Raw genomic sequence first — 16,000 nt, forward strand, 5'->3', positions numbered from 1 at the left:
TTTAACCAAAAACAGGAGAGATTTTATTTTGTATTCTTAAGTTTCTTCAGGCCACTGTTTTTTAATTTCAAGGACTTTGGGTAATACAGAAATAAACTGGTTCACAAGAACTGGATCAAAATGGGTTCCCGATTCTTTCTTTAAAAATTCGATAGCGGTATCGACTTCCCAAGCCTTTTTATAAGGTCTTTCCGTTGTTAAAGCATCAAACACATCGGCAATGGCAATGATTCTGCCTTCTAAAGGAATACTCTCACCTTTCAACCCATAAGGATACCCGGTTCCATCATATTTTTCATGATGGGTGATGGCTATCGACTTCGCTAGTTTTAGAAGGCTCGAGTTATGATCTCCTATGATTTCAGCTCCAATTTCCGGGTGGCGTTTCATAATTTCCCATTCCTCTGGACTGAGTTTCCCAGGTTTTTGAATGATAAAATCAGGGATTCCAATCTTACCAACATCATGCATAGGAGCCGCATTCAAAATTTCTTCAGCCGCCTCAGAAGAATACCCGTAAGCGAGTGCCAAGGTTTGAGAATAGTGGCTCATCCGAATCACATGCATTCCCGTTTCGTTGTCTTTATATTCGGACGCCATCCCCAAACGTTGGACAATTTGTAACCGAGTGGCCTTTACTTCATTCACATCAACCAGTGATAGATGGTTTTTAATTCTGGCTTTTACAATCGGTGGACTAACAGGTTTCATAATATAGTCAACAGCACCTAATTGAAATCCTTTTTCTTCATCACCAACATCCGTTAATGCGGTCACAAAAATTACGGGAATGAACTTTGTTTTTTCTTTTGATTTAAGAACAGTACAAACTTCGTGGCCAGTCATTTCGGGCATCATCACATCAAGTAAAATCAAATCTGGTTCTTGTGACTCCGCAAGCTCAATGGCTTTTAATCCATCTTTTGCAAATAAAAGTGTATAATCATTTTGCAAAATTTCATTTAATATTTGTAAGTTAGTTGGTTCATCGTCGACGATGAGTATTTTTGGTTTATCGCTAATTTCCACCAGAATCTCCAGAAATTTGAACAGTTAGGTTTTTTAATTTTTGTATTGTTTTTTCAAATTCGAATTGAAAGATAAAAGTTTCAATTTCAGTAAGATTTTTAGAATAATTAGTTCCAGCCAAAATTTCGTTTAACTTTTTCCAATCAGTTTGGTCGACGGAACCGCGTGAAAATGAATGAGTTAATGAGTCTACTAAAGTAAAGATAATATTTTTGTCTTCCGTTGAAAGTATTTTGGAAGGCACTGGTTCTAACGATTTAGAAACCAATTCAGTTTTAAACTCTTCCTTAAATTTTAAATGGGAATTTTCAAAGGTTTCCTTTAATAGTTGCCAATCATTTTTGTCTAATCGAACACTTTGTGATTTTTCTTCTAATTGTTGGCAAATTATTGAAATGTCTTGAATGCCTAAATTAGAAGATACACCTTTTAATTTATGAATAAACTCATTGTCTTGGGAAGTATTTCCAAATTCATTGAAACGATTTTCAACTTCATCTGCAAAATCCGTATAAAACCCGTTAAGCATACTTGAATATTTTTCTTTTGAACCAAAAACAGAAATCCCACGTTTGATTTGAAAATTTTCCTCTTTGGAAGAATTTCCGATTTGTTTCCTGAGTTTTTCGGTATTACCATAAATTAACTTTTTAATTTCAAAAAATAAATCCTGGATATCTATTGGTTTTGAAACAAATCCATCCATACCTGCTTCCTTCGCAGATTGTTTGTCTTCTTCAAATACACTGGCTGACAAAGCAATGATCGGTGTATGTTTCGAATTTGTTTCCTCTAGTTTCCTAATTTGACGGGTTGCTTCCAATCCGTCCATCTCAGGCATCTGAATGTCCATTAATACCAAATCAAATTGTTTTAATTTGAATAAGGATAATGCTTCTAATCCGTTTCTGGCGATTTCAACTTGATGACCATTGGAAGCCATTAGTAACTGAATGAGTTCAACGTTTTGTTTGACATCGTCAACGATCAGTACGTTTAAATTTGGTAAATCAATTTGAATTTTTTCGTTTATTTCTAATATTGGTTTTCCTTTTGGAAGAGGTAAAGAGACAAAAAATTCAGTTCCAAATCCTAGTTCACTTTCTACCCAGATTTTACCTTTCATGAGTTCAACCAATTGTTTTGAAATGGTGGTCCCTAGTCCTGTTCCACCAAATCTTCTACTCATGGACACATCAGCTTGCGTAAATGGATCGAAAATTTTATCCATCCGGTCTTTTGCAATTCCGATTCCCGTATCTTTGATATGGAACAATATATTTCCATCTTTTGAAGTAATCGATAAACGGATGAATCCATCCTTTGTGAACTTAATTGCATTACCGATTAAATTAGTTAGTATTTGTCGAATGCGAAGGCTATCACCCCGATAGTACTCATCCAAACTTTTATCGATTTCATATTGGAATTCTAAACCCTTTCGTTTTGCTTCAATTCCCATAGTGGAACATACTTGGTCTACAAGGGAAATTAGTGAGAAGTCAATGATTTCAAGTTCCACTGCCCCACGATCGAGTTTTGCTGAATTTAAAACATCATTCAGTAGTCGTAACAATGATTTTGCTGATTGTTTCACTGTCTCTAAATGATTTTTTTGATTCCCAATCAAATCACCCGACAACAACACTTCAGTAAAACCAATGATTGCATTCATTGGAGTTCTGATTTCATGACTCATATTGGCTAAAAAAGTTGTTTTGGTTATGGCAGCCATTTCCGCTTTTTCTTTAGATTCGATGAGAGCCTCTTCAATCATCTTTCTATCTGTGTTGTCCAGAATCACTCCATCTAAAAATTTAACATTTTTGTTTTCATCTAAAACTAAACCACCGTATTCTAAAACCCAACGAATATCTCCAGATTTTTGAATGATGCGATAATTTAAGACAAATGTATCTGATGTTGCAATTGCGTTTTGTATGATATTTGAAACATGCGCCCTATCATCCGGATGGATGAGTTCCGAGTATGTTAACTTTCGATTTGGTTCTAAAAAGTCGCTCGCGGAATATCCTGCTAAACTCAATATTGAATCACTCATAAAAACGGTTGTCCAATATTCATCTACCAAACATCGATAAACCACACCTGGAATATTTTGGATAAATGATCGCATCTGCTCTTCATTATCTTTAAGAGCTTTTTCAATTTTAATTCGTTCCGAAATATCACTAATGAATCCAACAAAAATATCATCTTGGGGAAGTTTCGTATGCCCAATGGCCAATCGAATTGGAAAAGTGACTCCATCTTTGCGAATCGCAATAGCCTCTCTCCCAACCCCAATAATTTTTGCTTCGCCGGTTTTTAGATAATTGGATAGATAATCGTTATGTTCATCCTGATATGGATTTGGCATCAAAATACTAACATTTTTTCCAATGATCTCACCCGCCTTCCATCCAAACATCTTTTCTGCTGTGATGTTAAATTCTTGAATGATTCCTTTTGTATTGATCATGACAATTGCATCGGCAGCTGTTTCGATAATGGCTCGTAATCTGGATTCACTCCTTAAAAGATTTTGAAAAAGATCTTTATAACTGATAAAAGCAATTGTAACAACTGCAGAACCGATCACAAAAAAACTTCCAAACCCAATGAGTGCGACCATAAACAATTGATCAGAATAGGAAGTGTCTAAAATTTCACCAGGGTCTAACACAAACCTAGCTGCAGCCATTCCAGTGTAGTGCATTCCTGAAATCGCGCTTCCCATGACAACTCCACTAATTAATGTTAAATAAAAGGTCGAAATTTTTAGATTTGAATTCTTTAAACGAAATTGAATCAATATGGATAGGATCGCTAAGGATATCGCAACAAATAGTGATACTAAAAACAAATATGGGTCATACATTAGCCTTGGTCGCATTTCCATCGCGGCCATTCCCATATAATGCATAAATCCAATTCCTGCACCAACGAGAGTACCAACGGAGATCAGTTCCCTCCGGCTAATTCTCTTTTTATTTAAAGTTTGTAAGGCAAAGTAAGAAGCAAAAAAACTGGGAAGTATCGATAAAATTGTTACCGATTTATGGTAAGTGACTTTTGTACATAGATCAAAAGACATCATTCCAATGAAGTGCATGGACCAAACAGCTCCACCCATCGACAAACTGGAAGTAAAAAGAATGGCCAACCTAGAATATTGATTCTCAACGTTTGAAAAACGACTGAGCATATACAAAGATATCCAAGAGGCAAAAATAGAAATAAATATGGAAAGAGTTACCAACCAATAATTATAACTGCCTTCGACAAAAATCAAATGATCAGATTCAAAAATGAAAAAATGGTTTAGAAAATCGATACCCATAGATAGTTTCCAGTCACTACTTTCTCCTATCATTTACTTAGAGACAATCTGGATAGTCACATTTTAGATTAGTTCTAATTTATAATTCGCTATTTTCGTACATACACTAATTGGTCACACATTTGTAGCAAATATTATGGACCAAAAGCTCATAAAATACAAATGAAGATTCCCGTGCTTTATTTTAGAGAAAAACAAACGAACTCATTAACATATAAATCCAAAAAATGCATAAATCCATTCGGTCGATACATCAACACAAGAAAGGATACGAATGAAATCCGAATCAAAAATCGAATCTCTTAAAAATTAGAATCAATACCGGAATCATTCAATCCAAACTCCCTTGTATTGCATTAAATTAGTTGGTAACGATTAAAACAAAAAGGATTCGTAATGCTAAACTCATCTGAATATATACTAGTCACTGGATCAGGCTCTGGAATCGGTTACGCTCTCTCAGAACATTTAATTAAAGAAAATTACAAAGTCATTGGAACAGTGATTCATAAAGAAGAGGCAACTCAAACCAAAGAGAAACTAGGTATTTCCTTCCATCCAATCATACTGGATATAAGAGATGAAAATAGCGTATTAAAATCCGTAAAATCAGTGAAAGAAATTCTAAATGATGAACCATTGAAAGCAGTGATAAACGTTGCTGGAATCGTTTCGAATGGCCCATTATGCGATTTAGAATCTAATGAGTTTAGTAATTTGTTACAAGTAAATGTTGTCGGATTACACAATGTTTCTCGAGCCTTTCTTCCGTATCTAATCAAAGCAAAAAAACCTCGGATCATCAACATTAGTTCTACTGCCGGTCAACGTACGCTTCCTTTTAACGGTGCTTATTCCTCTAGTAAATTTGCAGTGGAGGCTTTATCTTCAGTGATGAGAATGGAATACCACTGTTTGGGAATCAAAGTGGTTGTAGTCGCTCCATCGATGATACGGACTCCTATGTCAGCCAAAATTCAAAACGATTTAAAAAAATCATCTTCTATGAGTGTCTATCAAAAACCATTACAGATTTTTTTACAAAAAGCTGAGTTGTCCTTTCAAAATGGTCCGCCAATGGACTCAGTAATTCAGAAAATCATTTTAGCTTTAACAAAGAAAAATCCAAAACCAAGGTATGTAATCTATCAAAGTTGGTTTAGAGATTATCTTTTAACTAAAATACTTCCAGTCAAAACCAGAGAATCTTTAGTGAGAAAGGCCTTAGGATTATAAAATAGAACACTTCAATCCTACACAAACTTACCGAAAACTTTGCACCAAGAAGAAGTAGACTAATTAGTCTCCAATTATGGAAAACCGATCAGTCTACTCAATTGCCATATAATTATATTCCTTAAGGTTTTTTGTTGCAATTTTTTCTTTCAATCCAAATGTTTTTGAAATGGAAAAACAACTCCTAAATAAAAGCGCAATTGTCACTGGTGGAGCACTTGGAATCGGAAAAGAAACATCCCTTTTACTCGCAAAAAAAGGTGCTCATGTCATTGTATCAGACATCAATGTAACAGAAGGTCATGCCACTGTAAAAGAAATAGAATCTTTAGGAGGATCTTCTGAATTTATCAAATGTGATGTTACCATAGAAGAAGAAATCATTACTCTAGTCGAGACCTTCAAATCAAGGAACTCACGTTTGGATATTATGGTAAACAATGCCGGTATTGCGAACAAACCGACATTTATGCATAAGGTGACAACTGAAGTTTGGAACCGTCTGATTCTAATGGACTTAACAAGCGTATTCTGGTGCCAAAAATATGCCACCAAAGCCATGCTTGCTGATCGTTTAGGCGGATCTATCATCAATGTTGCATCCATTGCTGGACTTGGTGCCTCACCTTCTCTTGGGCCCTACTGCGTAGCAAAAGCGGGAGTTGTCGAACTCACAACAACAGGTGCCTTAGAAGTAGCACGGTTTGGAGTCAGGATCAATGCGGTTTGCCCCGGTTGGACAGAAACTGCTATTTTAGATGTGGCAGGAGAACGAGGAAAAGAAGCCATGGAAAAAAACATTCCTATGGGAAGGCTTGGCAAACCATCGGAAGTCGCAAACCTCATTGCCTTTTTAGCCTCAGAGGAATCTAGTTTTATCACGGGTTCGGTCTACCGGGTGGATGGGGGAACCAGAAGTTAGAGGAGTATTGGGTTTGTTTTTTGTGATCTAGCAACTGGTAGGAAAGTCTGACTCTTTTTTCAAATTGATGGTTGGCTAGGTCTAATCTCCAGACGATGCACCAAATGAAATCCTAGATCGAAAGTAAATTTGGTTTAGGCGAGATCAATATACCAACAGAAAACATCATTTCGAGAAAGAACTTTAAAAAGAGCTAACACTATGCAAACAATACTGGGTTCCAACGGACAAATTGCAGAAGAACTAACAAAAGAACTAAAAAGAAATTATACCTCAGAGATTCGTCTTGTGAGCAGAAATCCCAAGAAGGTTCATGATACAGATTTCCTTTTTCCTGCTGATTTACTGGGCAAAGAACAAACGGATTCTGCAGTGAAAGGAAGCACAATCGCTTATCTGACGGTTGGTTTGCCAATGGATACAACATTATGGATCAAACAATTTCCGATCATGATGCGAAATGTCATCGAAGCTTGCAAAAAACACAAAACCAAACTGGTATTCTTTGATAATACTTATATGTACCCGCAAAATGACGAGCCACTCACGGAGGAAACGGCCTTTGCCCCAGTTGGCCCCAAAGGAAAAGTAAGAGCCGAAATTACCTCCATGCTTTTGGAAGAAATGAAAACAAAAAAAATAGAAGCCGTGATTTGTAGAGCCCCAGAATTTTACGGACCAGGAAAAACACAAAGTATCACCAATTCCATGATCTTTGGAAATATAGAAAAAGATAAAAACTTGAAGGTGTTCCTAAAGGATGATACTTTACGAACCTTAATCTGGACACCTGATGCCAGTAAGGCTATGGCGCTTATAGGAAACAGTCCAGACACATACAACGAGACCTGGCATCTACCTTGCGATGACAATAGACTCACTTACAAAGAATTCATTAGTCTGGCATCCGAAGTTTACGAAAAAGAACTTCCCTATTCTGTTCTTCCCAAATTTATTTTGAAACTAGGATCTCTCTTTAACAAACAACTAAAAGAAGTGCAAGAATTACTTCCTAGGTATGAACATCATAACCTATTTATTTCTACTAAATTCAAAACTAGATTTCCGAATTTCCCTGTAACATCGTATCGCCAAGGAATGGAAGAAATTAGAAAGGAAAATAGGACGGTAATTTAAACGCCGCAAGATTCTTTCTATCCAGAAGGAAAGGATACTGGGACAATACCACCTAACTATCGATCAATCCTTTTTTGTAAATGTTCAGGATACCTTTCTCCCTTTACTTCTAATTGATCAGCAGCCTCCTTTATTTTTTTTAAATCCTCTTCGGTTAGAGAAACATGAACCGCCCCATTGTTTTCCTTTAGTCTTGCAAGTTTGGTGGTTCCAGGGATGGGAACAATCCATGGTTTTTGAGCAAGGATCCAAGAAAGAGCAATCTGCGCTGGACTTACTCCCTTGTCTTTGGCCAGATTGGTGATCAACTCTACAAAACGGTAATTGGCTTCGAGATTTTCTTTTTGAAAACGAGGAACGATGCTTCGAAAATCTCCCGTTTCAAAACTTGTGTCTCGGTTCATCGCACCAGTTAAAAATCCTTTTCCTAAGGGACTGAAGGGAACAAAACCTATTCCCAATTCTTCTAATACAGGAAGGATTTTTTCTTCTGGTTCTCGCCACCAAAGAGAATATTCACTTTGTAAGGCGGTGACTGGTAACACTGAATGCGCCTTTCTAATATTACTGACTCCAGCTTCGGAAAGCCCAAAATGTTTTACCTTCCCCTCTTGTATCAAATCGCGGACTGTTCCGGCCACATCTTCAATGGGGACATCCTTATCTACGCGGTGTTGGTAAAAAAGATCGATACTTTCTACACCAAGTCTTTTTAAGGAAGCATCGCATACTTCACGAATATGTTCGGGACGACTATCTGTTTCCGACCAAGCATCTTGTTTGAATCCGAACTTTGTGGCAATGACCACATTTTCTCTGTAAGGTGCAAGAGCTTCCCCTACAATTTCTTCATTGATATAAGGACCATAAACTTCTGCTGTATCAAAAAAAGTCACTCCTTCTTCGACCGCATCTCGAATGATACGAATTCCTTCATTACGATCTAATTTTTGGGAATAGCCGAAACTAATCCCCATACAACCAAAACCGATCTCGGATACTTCCAATCCGCTTTTCCCTAGAATTCTTTTTTTCATTTTTTTTTGATCCTACCGACTTCATCCAATGGAACCAGAAGACCCCAGTTTACCATAAGGATCCTCCGAAAAACAATTTGGAAAATTTATACAATCAGAATAACCCACAAAAGTAAGATTCACAATATCTGATCCTATTTTTTCTTGCCTAATCCAACAAAAGGAGGGCGAATTAAATCAATTATATGATTATAACCATACTTAGTAACGATTGAAATTACCGATCATAGATAGGTTCCGTGAAAGGGATATGGAGGGCCCCGTCTGATGAATGTCAGACGGGAGCGTAAGCGGACCCCGGAAAAGCCCGGGCCCGAAAAATGAGAATAGAAGTTTAAAGAAATCAGAAAAGATTCGGAACAAAATCCAAAGTCTTTCGGGGCTTCACCCAAAACCGAGATATAAATACTATCGCATAATTTCGAATAAACGACCGAGTAAACTGTCTTGTGTTTGCATGGTTTTGGAATTGGCTTCGTAAGCACGGTTGACTTCAATCATATCTACCATCTCCGTCACAACAGATACGTTTGAGGCTTCCAAATAACCTTGTAACACTTGGGGAGCAAGAAGTTCAGGAAATGCAGTTGGTTCACCGGATTCAGGAGTGTCGGAATAAAACGAGTCTCCTTCTTTGTCGAGGTGGCGAGGATTTTCCACGGTTCTGATTTTTAATTTGTCGAGTAAAACCGGATCTTCGAATCGATTTTCGCTGAAGTTTGTTCCATCTTTGGGGGCGGTTCCGAGTTTTGCATTGATATAAATTTCACCGTTTTCTTTTACAAGAAAGTTTCCTTGGTTCACTTGGATGGGGCCCTTCTCTCCGAGAAGAGGAAATCCTTGTGGGGTCACAACAAATCCATTTTTATCCAAAACAAAACTTCCACTTCGTGTGAGGCGCTCCCCCCGGTTCGTTAGGACAGAAAAGAAGGCAGGTTTTTCCATTCCCGGTTGGTCTTGGACCATAAGATCAAATATATTATCCGTTTTTTTCACAGCACCTTGTTCAAAGCGAGTGTACACTTCGTTCACTTCGGCACCAAACCCTAGTTTCCCGACAACAGGGGAAGTATCAAAGGAACCCATTGGGGTTTTACCGATCCCATCTTCCGAATAACGATGGAGTAACATTTCAGGAAAGGTTTTGAAAACGGTAGTATCTTTTTTGAATGCGGTTTTATCCACATTGGCCAAATTGTTGGCAATCACATCCATTCTCACTTGTTGGGAAATCATCCCATTCGCGCCTGTATAGAGTCCTCGTAACATAGCTTTCCTACCTATCATATCCTTTCGACCAGATCTCCAGATTCCCTAAGAGAAAATGCGACATAGTCAAAAAAGAGTTGAAGTTTTCACGAAAATGACTAGAAAAGAAGGACATGAAGTTATCCATCGGAAACCTACCCCAGTCATTTACTGACGAAGCTCTAGAAAAACTTCTTTCCGCTCATGGCAAAGTGGAACACCTCCAAATCAAACGTGACAAAATCACCAAGGTATCCTTGGGATATGGAACGGCAGAAATGGCAGATGCAGATGCAAACAAAGCCATTGCGGCCTTAAATGGAAAAGAAATAGAAGGAAAAAAGTTAGTTCTTGTGAACCAAGAAGAACTAACCAAAGCCCAAAATGATGCTGCCAAGAAAAAAGGAAGCCCTGCGGTTGCTAAACCTACCTTTGGAAGAAACCAAACTTCTGGTGGTGGCAATACAGGTGTGCAAAGGAGAGGCGGTTCTCGCGGGTCTTAGATGAAACAACTGACCGGCAGTTACCTCTCCATCGGTGCCGGAGAGAACCAAATCCCCCTCATCCGAGCGGCCAAAGCCAGAGGACTCAAAGTCATTTCTGTGGATACAAATCCAGAAGCACCTGGACTTGTGGAATCTGACATTCGTATCTTAGAATCCACTCACGAATACCGAAAAATCTTACATGCGATGAGTCGTGTTCCCCTTCCCTTCAAACTGATGGGAGTGGGATCTCGTTCTTATGGAAAAGCAGTTTATACCGTTTCCTATTTGGCGGAAAAATTAAAACTTCGAGGAAACCCTCGAGATACAGTGAATCTTTTTTTGGACAAAGAAAAGTTCAAAAACTCAGTGGGGAAATTTGGAATTCCTCTTCCCTCTTCTCTGCAAGTAGGCTCTTCACCAAAGGCAAAAGAAAAAAAACAAGAATTAACATTTCCTGTAATCGCCAAACCAAAAGAAGGTTCTGGAAAAAAAGGGATTACGGTTCTAGAAACCGAAGCTGATTATAAAAAGTTTAGCCGCCTGAAAACGAGCGAAAGTTTCCTCTTGGAACCATTTATCCCTGGAGACGAAGTTACAGTTCTTGGTTTTGTGATAGCCAGACGTTTCTATTTGATTTCTCTCACAGACAAAATTACCACAGGGAAACCAAACTTTATCGAAGTGGCTCATGTGGCTCCTTCCAAACACATTGACCTCGCCGGGGAATTAAAGATGATCTGCCAAGCGGTAGTCACTGCTACAAAACTAAAAACAGGTCCTTTTGTTGCGGAATTCAAAATTACAAAAAATAAAGAATGCCTGCTTATTGAATCTGCGCCCGAAGTGGGTGGGGAATTTTTGGCAGATGTCCTCATCCCAGAACATTACGGTTATCAATATTTTAACGACCTACTCTCTGTTACCATTGGAGAAAAAACAAGACCGGAATTTTTAAAAAAACCAAAAGATGGGATCACAAAATCTGCGTTAGTGTTTACTTTACCTTCAGACCGACAGAAAAAAATGGGAGAACCTGCCGTTTTTGAACCAAACACAGGAGAAACATTATTTTTTCAAAAACAGCTGGTTCCCACCGGGGCATCCTTAGAAAAATTAGAAGGAAATCACAAAAGAACCCAAGTGTTTGGAATCACAACCAAACTTTCCACCAACACGAAAGATTGGTTAGATTCACTTTTCACAAGAATCAATTCATGAAAAATGTCTGGGACGAACACTATGAAAGGCCAAAATCAAAACTGGCCTTTCCAGATGAAAATTTAATTCGCCTCCTTTCTCGGGTACAACCAAACAATCGCAAGGCGCTCGACTTTGGTTGCGGTTCTGGAAGGCACTCCTACCTTTTACAAAACGAAGGTTATGAGGTCACAGCTTGTGATACCGCCAAAACTACAATTGATCACCTAAAAGAAGAACCTTCCTCCATTCACTTCCTACACACACCAGATACAAATCTTCCCTTTGCACCCAATGAATTTGGCCTTGTTGTGAGTTGGGGAGTGTTTCATTATAACAAAAGAGAAATTGCTAAAGAACTCCTTTCTTCTTTATATACATCTTTAAATGAAGGAGGTTTTCTTTTAGGTTCTATCCGAGCCGATGGAGACACACACCTAGGTCTTTCGCAAGGAAAAATGCAACTAAAAGACTTAAGCGGTGGTTATGCGGAGACCTATTCACTTGAAGACTTAAAAGATTTCCTTTCTATCTTTCGGGAAGTCTCGATTGGGTATTCCGAGAGAACCCCTCTTGGAAAATTAGATGAACGAATTTGCCACTGGTTTTTTCTCGCTGAAAAATAATGAACTCATCCCTTTCTTTGCAAGAAGAATGCCCTCTTGACCAAACCTGTGATTGGTTACCATTATATAAAACCACCGGAAAGTATTCTGGGTTATCCATAGTCGAATGTAAACATTGCAAACTCCAAGCTCTCTTTCCAAGACCAGACCAAAAGGAATTGTACTCCCAAGATTACTACGAAGGAAAGGCAGAATATACTTATATTGACGAAAGACAAAATAAAAAATTCGCATCGTATGTTTGGAAAGCAAGAATCCGCAATATAAAGAAGTTTGTTAGACAAGGGAATTTTTTAGACATCGGTTCCTCTTTTGGAGGTTTCCTAGAATCCGCAAGAGAAGAAGGATTCCAGGTTCAAGGGGTTGAGATTTCCGAATATGCCTCCCGTTATGCGAATGAATCAGGTATTCCCACATTTAATGGAAGTTTGATGGATGCAAAATTTCCAAACGACCACTTTACCGTGATCACAATGGTGGAAGTGATTGAACATATTGAAAATCCAAAACTTTTTTTTGCGGAACTCACACGCATCTTAAAACCAGGAGGCCTTCTCCTTCTGCAGACAGCAAATTTTGATGGATGGCAAGCGAAAGAAGAAGGACCAAATTATCATTATTACATGCCGGGTCATGTCTTCTACTACACAGATAAAATCTTAAAAAATATATTGACGAACATTGGATTTAGTCGTTTCGTATCGTACTTCGGAGTGGATTTTCCATTACTGGCGAAACTACAAAAATCAAGAGGTTCTTTCCAAAATTGGAAAGATTACCTCAAATGGTTTCGCATCTCGTATTACCATTGGAAATCAAAATGGAAACGAAATGGATTCCCCATCACGTCAAGTTATGTTTTATACGCTTTTAAAAAACAGGAACCCTAAATGAACGATACAATCAAACCACCTTTACTTGTTCGACTCACATCCATCCCAGAAAAGAGCGGTTTCAAAAGGAAACTCATTTTAGGAATTCGCGTTTTACTTGTATCGATCCATCGTTTTATGAAAGACGATTGCCTGATCATCGGCTCAAGTCTTGCTTATACAACCATAGTCACCTTAATCCCGACTCTCACGGTAGCTCTTGCCTTAATCACAGTAGCTTCTGGAATTCAAACAAGACAAGGAGAGATGGTAGATGAAATCAATGCTTATCTTCTCAGTCATAATATCCAATTCGACATCAATCCATATTTAGATACTTTAACTGACATTATATCCACAGCGTCCCAAATTGGAGCAGTAGGTTTTGTTGTTTTTATTTTTTCTGCGACAGCAGTTTTACGTTCTTTGGAGAAAGCTTTCCATATCATTTGGAAAATTGACTTACATAGAAATTTTATTAATAAATTTGTTTTCTATTTCTTTTTAATTTCCTTTGGTCCCCTTCTTTTTCTCGTTGGGAAAAACATTACGGATAAAATTTCTGATTTAGTTCGCCCTCCTCACTTAAAATCGATCGTTTCCACGAAACATGGAGAGTTATGGGTGGCCGGAGAAAAAGGAAACATTGGAACTATCAAAGAACTTGGTAAATCTGTTTCTTTCATTCCAAGTTCCAGCATCGATTTTGAAAACATGCTTTGTATCGATTTTGAGACCGTAGAAACAGGGACTTGCAAAAAACCTGATATCTCAAAAGAAAATTTTTTTCGCATTCGTAGTGTGGGAAACGATCTTTTTACCATTTCAGAAGAAGGAAGTTTTCTTTATTCCAATGATTTAGGGAATACTTGGAAACTTCATTCACTCAAAGGAATTATAGTTACTGACTTTGGTGCCATCGATTACGATACTTTATTCATTCTCACCAAAGACACAAAAACCCTTCGTTATGAAATTGGAAAAACCTTAAAGGAAATCAAAAGATTTACGGATCCTGCCATCACACCAATTCGTGTTCGTTTTTTTACCGACAAAGATGGATTTATTTTAGATAGAGAAGGACGACTTTGGAAAACAAGCGATGGTGGAACTACCTTCTTTCCTCAAGAGATTTCCACAAAACCACTCAATGATATAGCCTTTCTCAATCGGAATGTAGGTTTTCTTGTGGGAGACAATGGAGCCATCTTCAAAACCATCGATGGTGGTTATACCTGGACCGATTTAGGTCATAGAAAGTATTCCTATGAACGCGTTTGGCTTTTTGCCTCTCCGAAAAAACAAGATTATGATGTGTTTATCCTGACTTCACTTGGAGATATCCTTCTATCAGAAGACGAAGGAGAAAACTGGTCAACAGCTTACAAAGGGAAGGCGGGAATGATTCTCGATATGATTCTGATTTCCAAAAAAACTGCGGAAACAGAAACCCTAACTGACGGAACCACTTTACAGTTACAAGAAACAATCGAAGTGGAAACAGAAAACGAGGCTGAATCCCTAAATGAAAGTATGCTCGGTATTGTGGGTGTGGGTGAATTCAATAAAATCATCCGTGTCGAAGATGATGCCAAAGGTCAAACCATTTGGAAAAAATACCAAGGAGGGAAAAGATTTTTTTCTCTTTATTCCATTTTTCAAATCCTCCTTCCTTTGGTTGCACTCTGGCTCTTCTTTTTATTAATCTTTAACATCATTCCTAACACAAAAGTTCCGATCAAAGCATCTTCCATCGGTGCAGCTGTCACTGGTATCATTCTCATTATTTTCTTTTGGGGATTTATCAATATTTATATTACATCCTTTACTGAAAAAACAATGTTAGTGTATAAGGCTTTAGCTGCCATTCCGATTGCCTTACTTGCAATCTACTCGATCTCTCTCATTATTTTATATGGAGCTGAGGTCACGGCTACTTTACAATTCCCTGACAGATACATCCTTCCCAAACATCCCTTTGAAGATATTGATAGTAATTTATCTTATGAATTCTACAAAACGATCCAGGTTTTGGCTCTGACTTATGACCACCAGGCTAAAAATGGGGAACTTGTTAAACTTTCGGTTTTGCGAAAAACTCTTCTCATTCCGGAAAAAGATTTAACCACAATTTTAGAAAAATTAAACGAAGCTAAATTAGTAGAAATCACCGAGGACAAAAAAGTAGCCCCAGTCAAACTCAAAGAACAAATTGATTTGGTAAGTTTGTATGAAAACACTTCGAGTTTTAAACTTGGAGCCCCGAAAGAAATTGCAGGAATTTCTCCTAAGCTAAATGAAAGCCTTGGGCAATTGGAAAGTAAGTTAAAAGAAGAATTAAAGAAAATCTCTTTTAAAGATTTAGTTTAAAGATAAGGATTTTTTTTCACAGGAGGAAGGGATGCAGACATTTGTTTGTAGATCTCTTCCGCAAGTCCCATGGATTCATTATGAGAAATGTTTTTAGCATATTCATCATAAAGCATATCTTCAAATATTTCTTCTGCATACCCGCCATCGATGAGTTTTTCTTTATGGATGGTGTTTTTCATTTCTTTTAACATCATCTTCACAAAAACAGATTCAAATTCGACAGAGGCATCATAGAGTTTTTTTCTATAAAGATCTTCTTTGATTTCTTCTCTGATGTTTTGTGGGACTCTTAGTGCAGAAGAACTCACTTTACCCATAATCTCTTCATGAGTTTCGAGTAAGTTTTGGAAATCGGACACACCCTGCTTTTTTGGTTTTCCAACCTCATCGGAATAGGACTTCATCCGGTTTAGAATGGATTCGTCTTGAGAGCGGCTGAGCCTACCGGAATAGTCTTGGATTTTATGAATGTCCATATTATGTCTAGTTACT

13 protein-coding genes are annotated in these 16,000 nt (G+C 37.8%); 8 read left to right on the top strand and 5 right to left on the bottom strand.

Annotated elements, in window-relative coordinates; translation table 11 throughout:
• Window positions 1–36 precede the first annotated feature (36 nt).
• Together CH361_RS07390 and CH361_RS07395 are read right to left on the bottom strand one after the other, a co-directional pair.
• Window positions 37–1,029 carry an HD domain-containing phosphohydrolase gene (locus CH361_RS07390; RefSeq protein WP_100790190.1) on the bottom strand — a complete coding sequence of 331 codons (993 nt, stop codon included), beginning with the start codon at window positions 1,027–1,029 and terminating at the stop codon, window positions 37–39.
• A complete protein-coding gene (locus CH361_RS07395; protein ID WP_100790191.1) occupies window positions 1,019–4,372 on the bottom strand; it encodes a PAS domain S-box protein in 3,354 nt (1,117 codons plus the stop codon). The genes CH361_RS07390 and CH361_RS07395 overlap by 11 nt, the downstream gene beginning before the upstream one ends.
• 396 nt (window positions 4,373–4,768) lie before the next feature.
• On the opposite strand from CH361_RS07395, the gene CH361_RS07400 reads away from it, so the two are divergent.
• From CH361_RS07400 to CH361_RS07410, 3 genes are all read left to right on the top strand, one after another.
• Complete coding sequence (locus CH361_RS07400) at window positions 4,769–5,608, top strand: SDR family NAD(P)-dependent oxidoreductase (protein ID WP_100790192.1); 840 nt, start codon at window positions 4,769–4,771, stop codon at window positions 5,606–5,608.
• Window positions 5,609–5,777: 169 nt separating this feature from the next.
• Entirely contained in the window at window positions 5,778–6,530 is a 753-nt protein-coding gene (locus tag CH361_RS07405; RefSeq protein WP_100790193.1) for an SDR family NAD(P)-dependent oxidoreductase, read from the top strand.
• A gap of 201 nt (window positions 6,531–6,731) precedes the next feature.
• Window positions 6,732–7,667 (top strand): NAD-dependent epimerase/dehydratase family protein, encoded by a 936-nt coding sequence (locus CH361_RS07410; protein ID WP_100790194.1) that lies wholly within the window; start codon window positions 6,732–6,734, stop codon window positions 7,665–7,667.
• 56 nt (window positions 7,668–7,723) lie between these two features.
• Here CH361_RS07410 and CH361_RS07415 read toward each other — a convergent pair whose 3' ends face one another.
• Window positions 7,724–8,704, bottom strand: a complete 981-nt coding sequence (locus CH361_RS07415; RefSeq protein WP_100790195.1) for an aldo/keto reductase — start codon at window positions 8,702–8,704, stop codon at window positions 7,724–7,726.
• A 408-nt stretch (window positions 8,705–9,112) separates the two neighbouring features.
• The gene (locus CH361_RS07420) at window positions 9,113–9,973 is read right to left on the bottom strand and encodes a flagellar hook-basal body protein (protein ID WP_100790507.1); all 861 of its coding nucleotides are present in this window, start codon (window positions 9,971–9,973) and stop codon (window positions 9,113–9,115) included.
• A 113-nt stretch (window positions 9,974–10,086) separates the two neighbouring features.
• Between CH361_RS07420 and CH361_RS07425 the strand changes: the two genes are divergently transcribed.
• Genes CH361_RS07425 through CH361_RS07445 form a run of 5 tightly spaced genes read left to right on the top strand, consistent with a single transcriptional unit; the run spans window position 10,087 to window position 15,505 of the window.
• Entirely contained in the window at window positions 10,087–10,455 is a 369-nt protein-coding gene (locus CH361_RS07425) for an RNA recognition motif domain-containing protein (protein WP_100790196.1), read from the top strand.
• Window positions 10,456–11,658 (top strand): ATP-grasp domain-containing protein, encoded by a 1,203-nt coding sequence (locus CH361_RS07430; RefSeq protein ID WP_100790197.1) that lies wholly within the window; start codon window positions 10,456–10,458, stop codon window positions 11,656–11,658.
• Window positions 11,655–12,263 carry a class I SAM-dependent methyltransferase gene (locus tag CH361_RS07435; RefSeq protein WP_100790198.1) on the top strand — a complete coding sequence of 203 codons (609 nt, stop codon included), beginning with the start codon at window positions 11,655–11,657 and terminating at the stop codon, window positions 12,261–12,263. Before CH361_RS07430 ends, CH361_RS07435 begins: the two co-directional genes overlap by 4 nt.
• Complete coding sequence (locus CH361_RS07440; RefSeq protein WP_100790199.1) at window positions 12,263–13,153, top strand: class I SAM-dependent methyltransferase; 891 nt, start codon at window positions 12,263–12,265, stop codon at window positions 13,151–13,153. Before CH361_RS07435 ends, CH361_RS07440 begins: the two co-directional genes overlap by 1 nt.
• A complete protein-coding gene (locus CH361_RS07445) occupies window positions 13,154–15,505 on the top strand; it encodes a YhjD/YihY/BrkB family envelope integrity protein (protein WP_100790200.1) in 2,352 nt (783 codons plus the stop codon).
• Here CH361_RS07445 and CH361_RS07450 read toward each other — a convergent pair.
• Complete coding sequence (locus CH361_RS07450; protein ID WP_100790201.1) at window positions 15,502–15,984, bottom strand: rod-binding protein; 483 nt, start codon at window positions 15,982–15,984, stop codon at window positions 15,502–15,504. The genes CH361_RS07445 and CH361_RS07450 overlap by 4 nt on opposite strands.
• Between the last annotated feature and the right edge of the window lie 16 nt (window positions 15,985–16,000).

Source organism: Leptospira brenneri, from assembly GCF_002812125.1.
GTDB lineage: Bacteria > Spirochaetota > Leptospiria > Leptospirales > Leptospiraceae > Leptospira_A > Leptospira_A brenneri.

Coding starts and splice junctions, on each gene's coding strand:
- CH361_RS07440 (WP_100790199.1), top strand. CDS start 12,263: ATGAACTCATCCCTTTCTTTGCAAGAAGAATGCCCTCTTGACCAAACC.
- CH361_RS07450 (WP_100790201.1), bottom strand. CDS start 15,984: ATGGACATTCATAAAATCCAAGACTATTCCGGTAGGCTCAGCCGCTCT.
- CH361_RS07400 (WP_100790192.1), top strand. CDS start 4,769: ATGCTAAACTCATCTGAATATATACTAGTCACTGGATCAGGCTCTGGA.
- CH361_RS07405 (WP_100790193.1), top strand. CDS start 5,778: ATGGAAAAACAACTCCTAAATAAAAGCGCAATTGTCACTGGTGGAGCA.
- CH361_RS07425 (WP_100790196.1), top strand. CDS start 10,087: ATGAAGTTATCCATCGGAAACCTACCCCAGTCATTTACTGACGAAGCT.
- CH361_RS07430 (WP_100790197.1), top strand. CDS start 10,456: ATGAAACAACTGACCGGCAGTTACCTCTCCATCGGTGCCGGAGAGAAC.
- CH361_RS07435 (WP_100790198.1), top strand. CDS start 11,655: ATGAAAAATGTCTGGGACGAACACTATGAAAGGCCAAAATCAAAACTG.
- CH361_RS07445 (WP_100790200.1), top strand. CDS start 13,154: ATGAACGATACAATCAAACCACCTTTACTTGTTCGACTCACATCCATC.
- CH361_RS07410 (WP_100790194.1), top strand. CDS start 6,732: ATGCAAACAATACTGGGTTCCAACGGACAAATTGCAGAAGAACTAACA.
- CH361_RS07420 (WP_100790507.1), bottom strand. CDS start 9,973: ATGTTACGAGGACTCTATACAGGCGCGAATGGGATGATTTCCCAACAA.
- CH361_RS07415 (WP_100790195.1), bottom strand. CDS start 8,704: ATGAAAAAAAGAATTCTAGGGAAAAGCGGATTGGAAGTATCCGAGATC.
- CH361_RS07395 (WP_100790191.1), bottom strand. CDS start 4,372: ATGGGTATCGATTTTCTAAACCATTTTTTCATTTTTGAATCTGATCAT.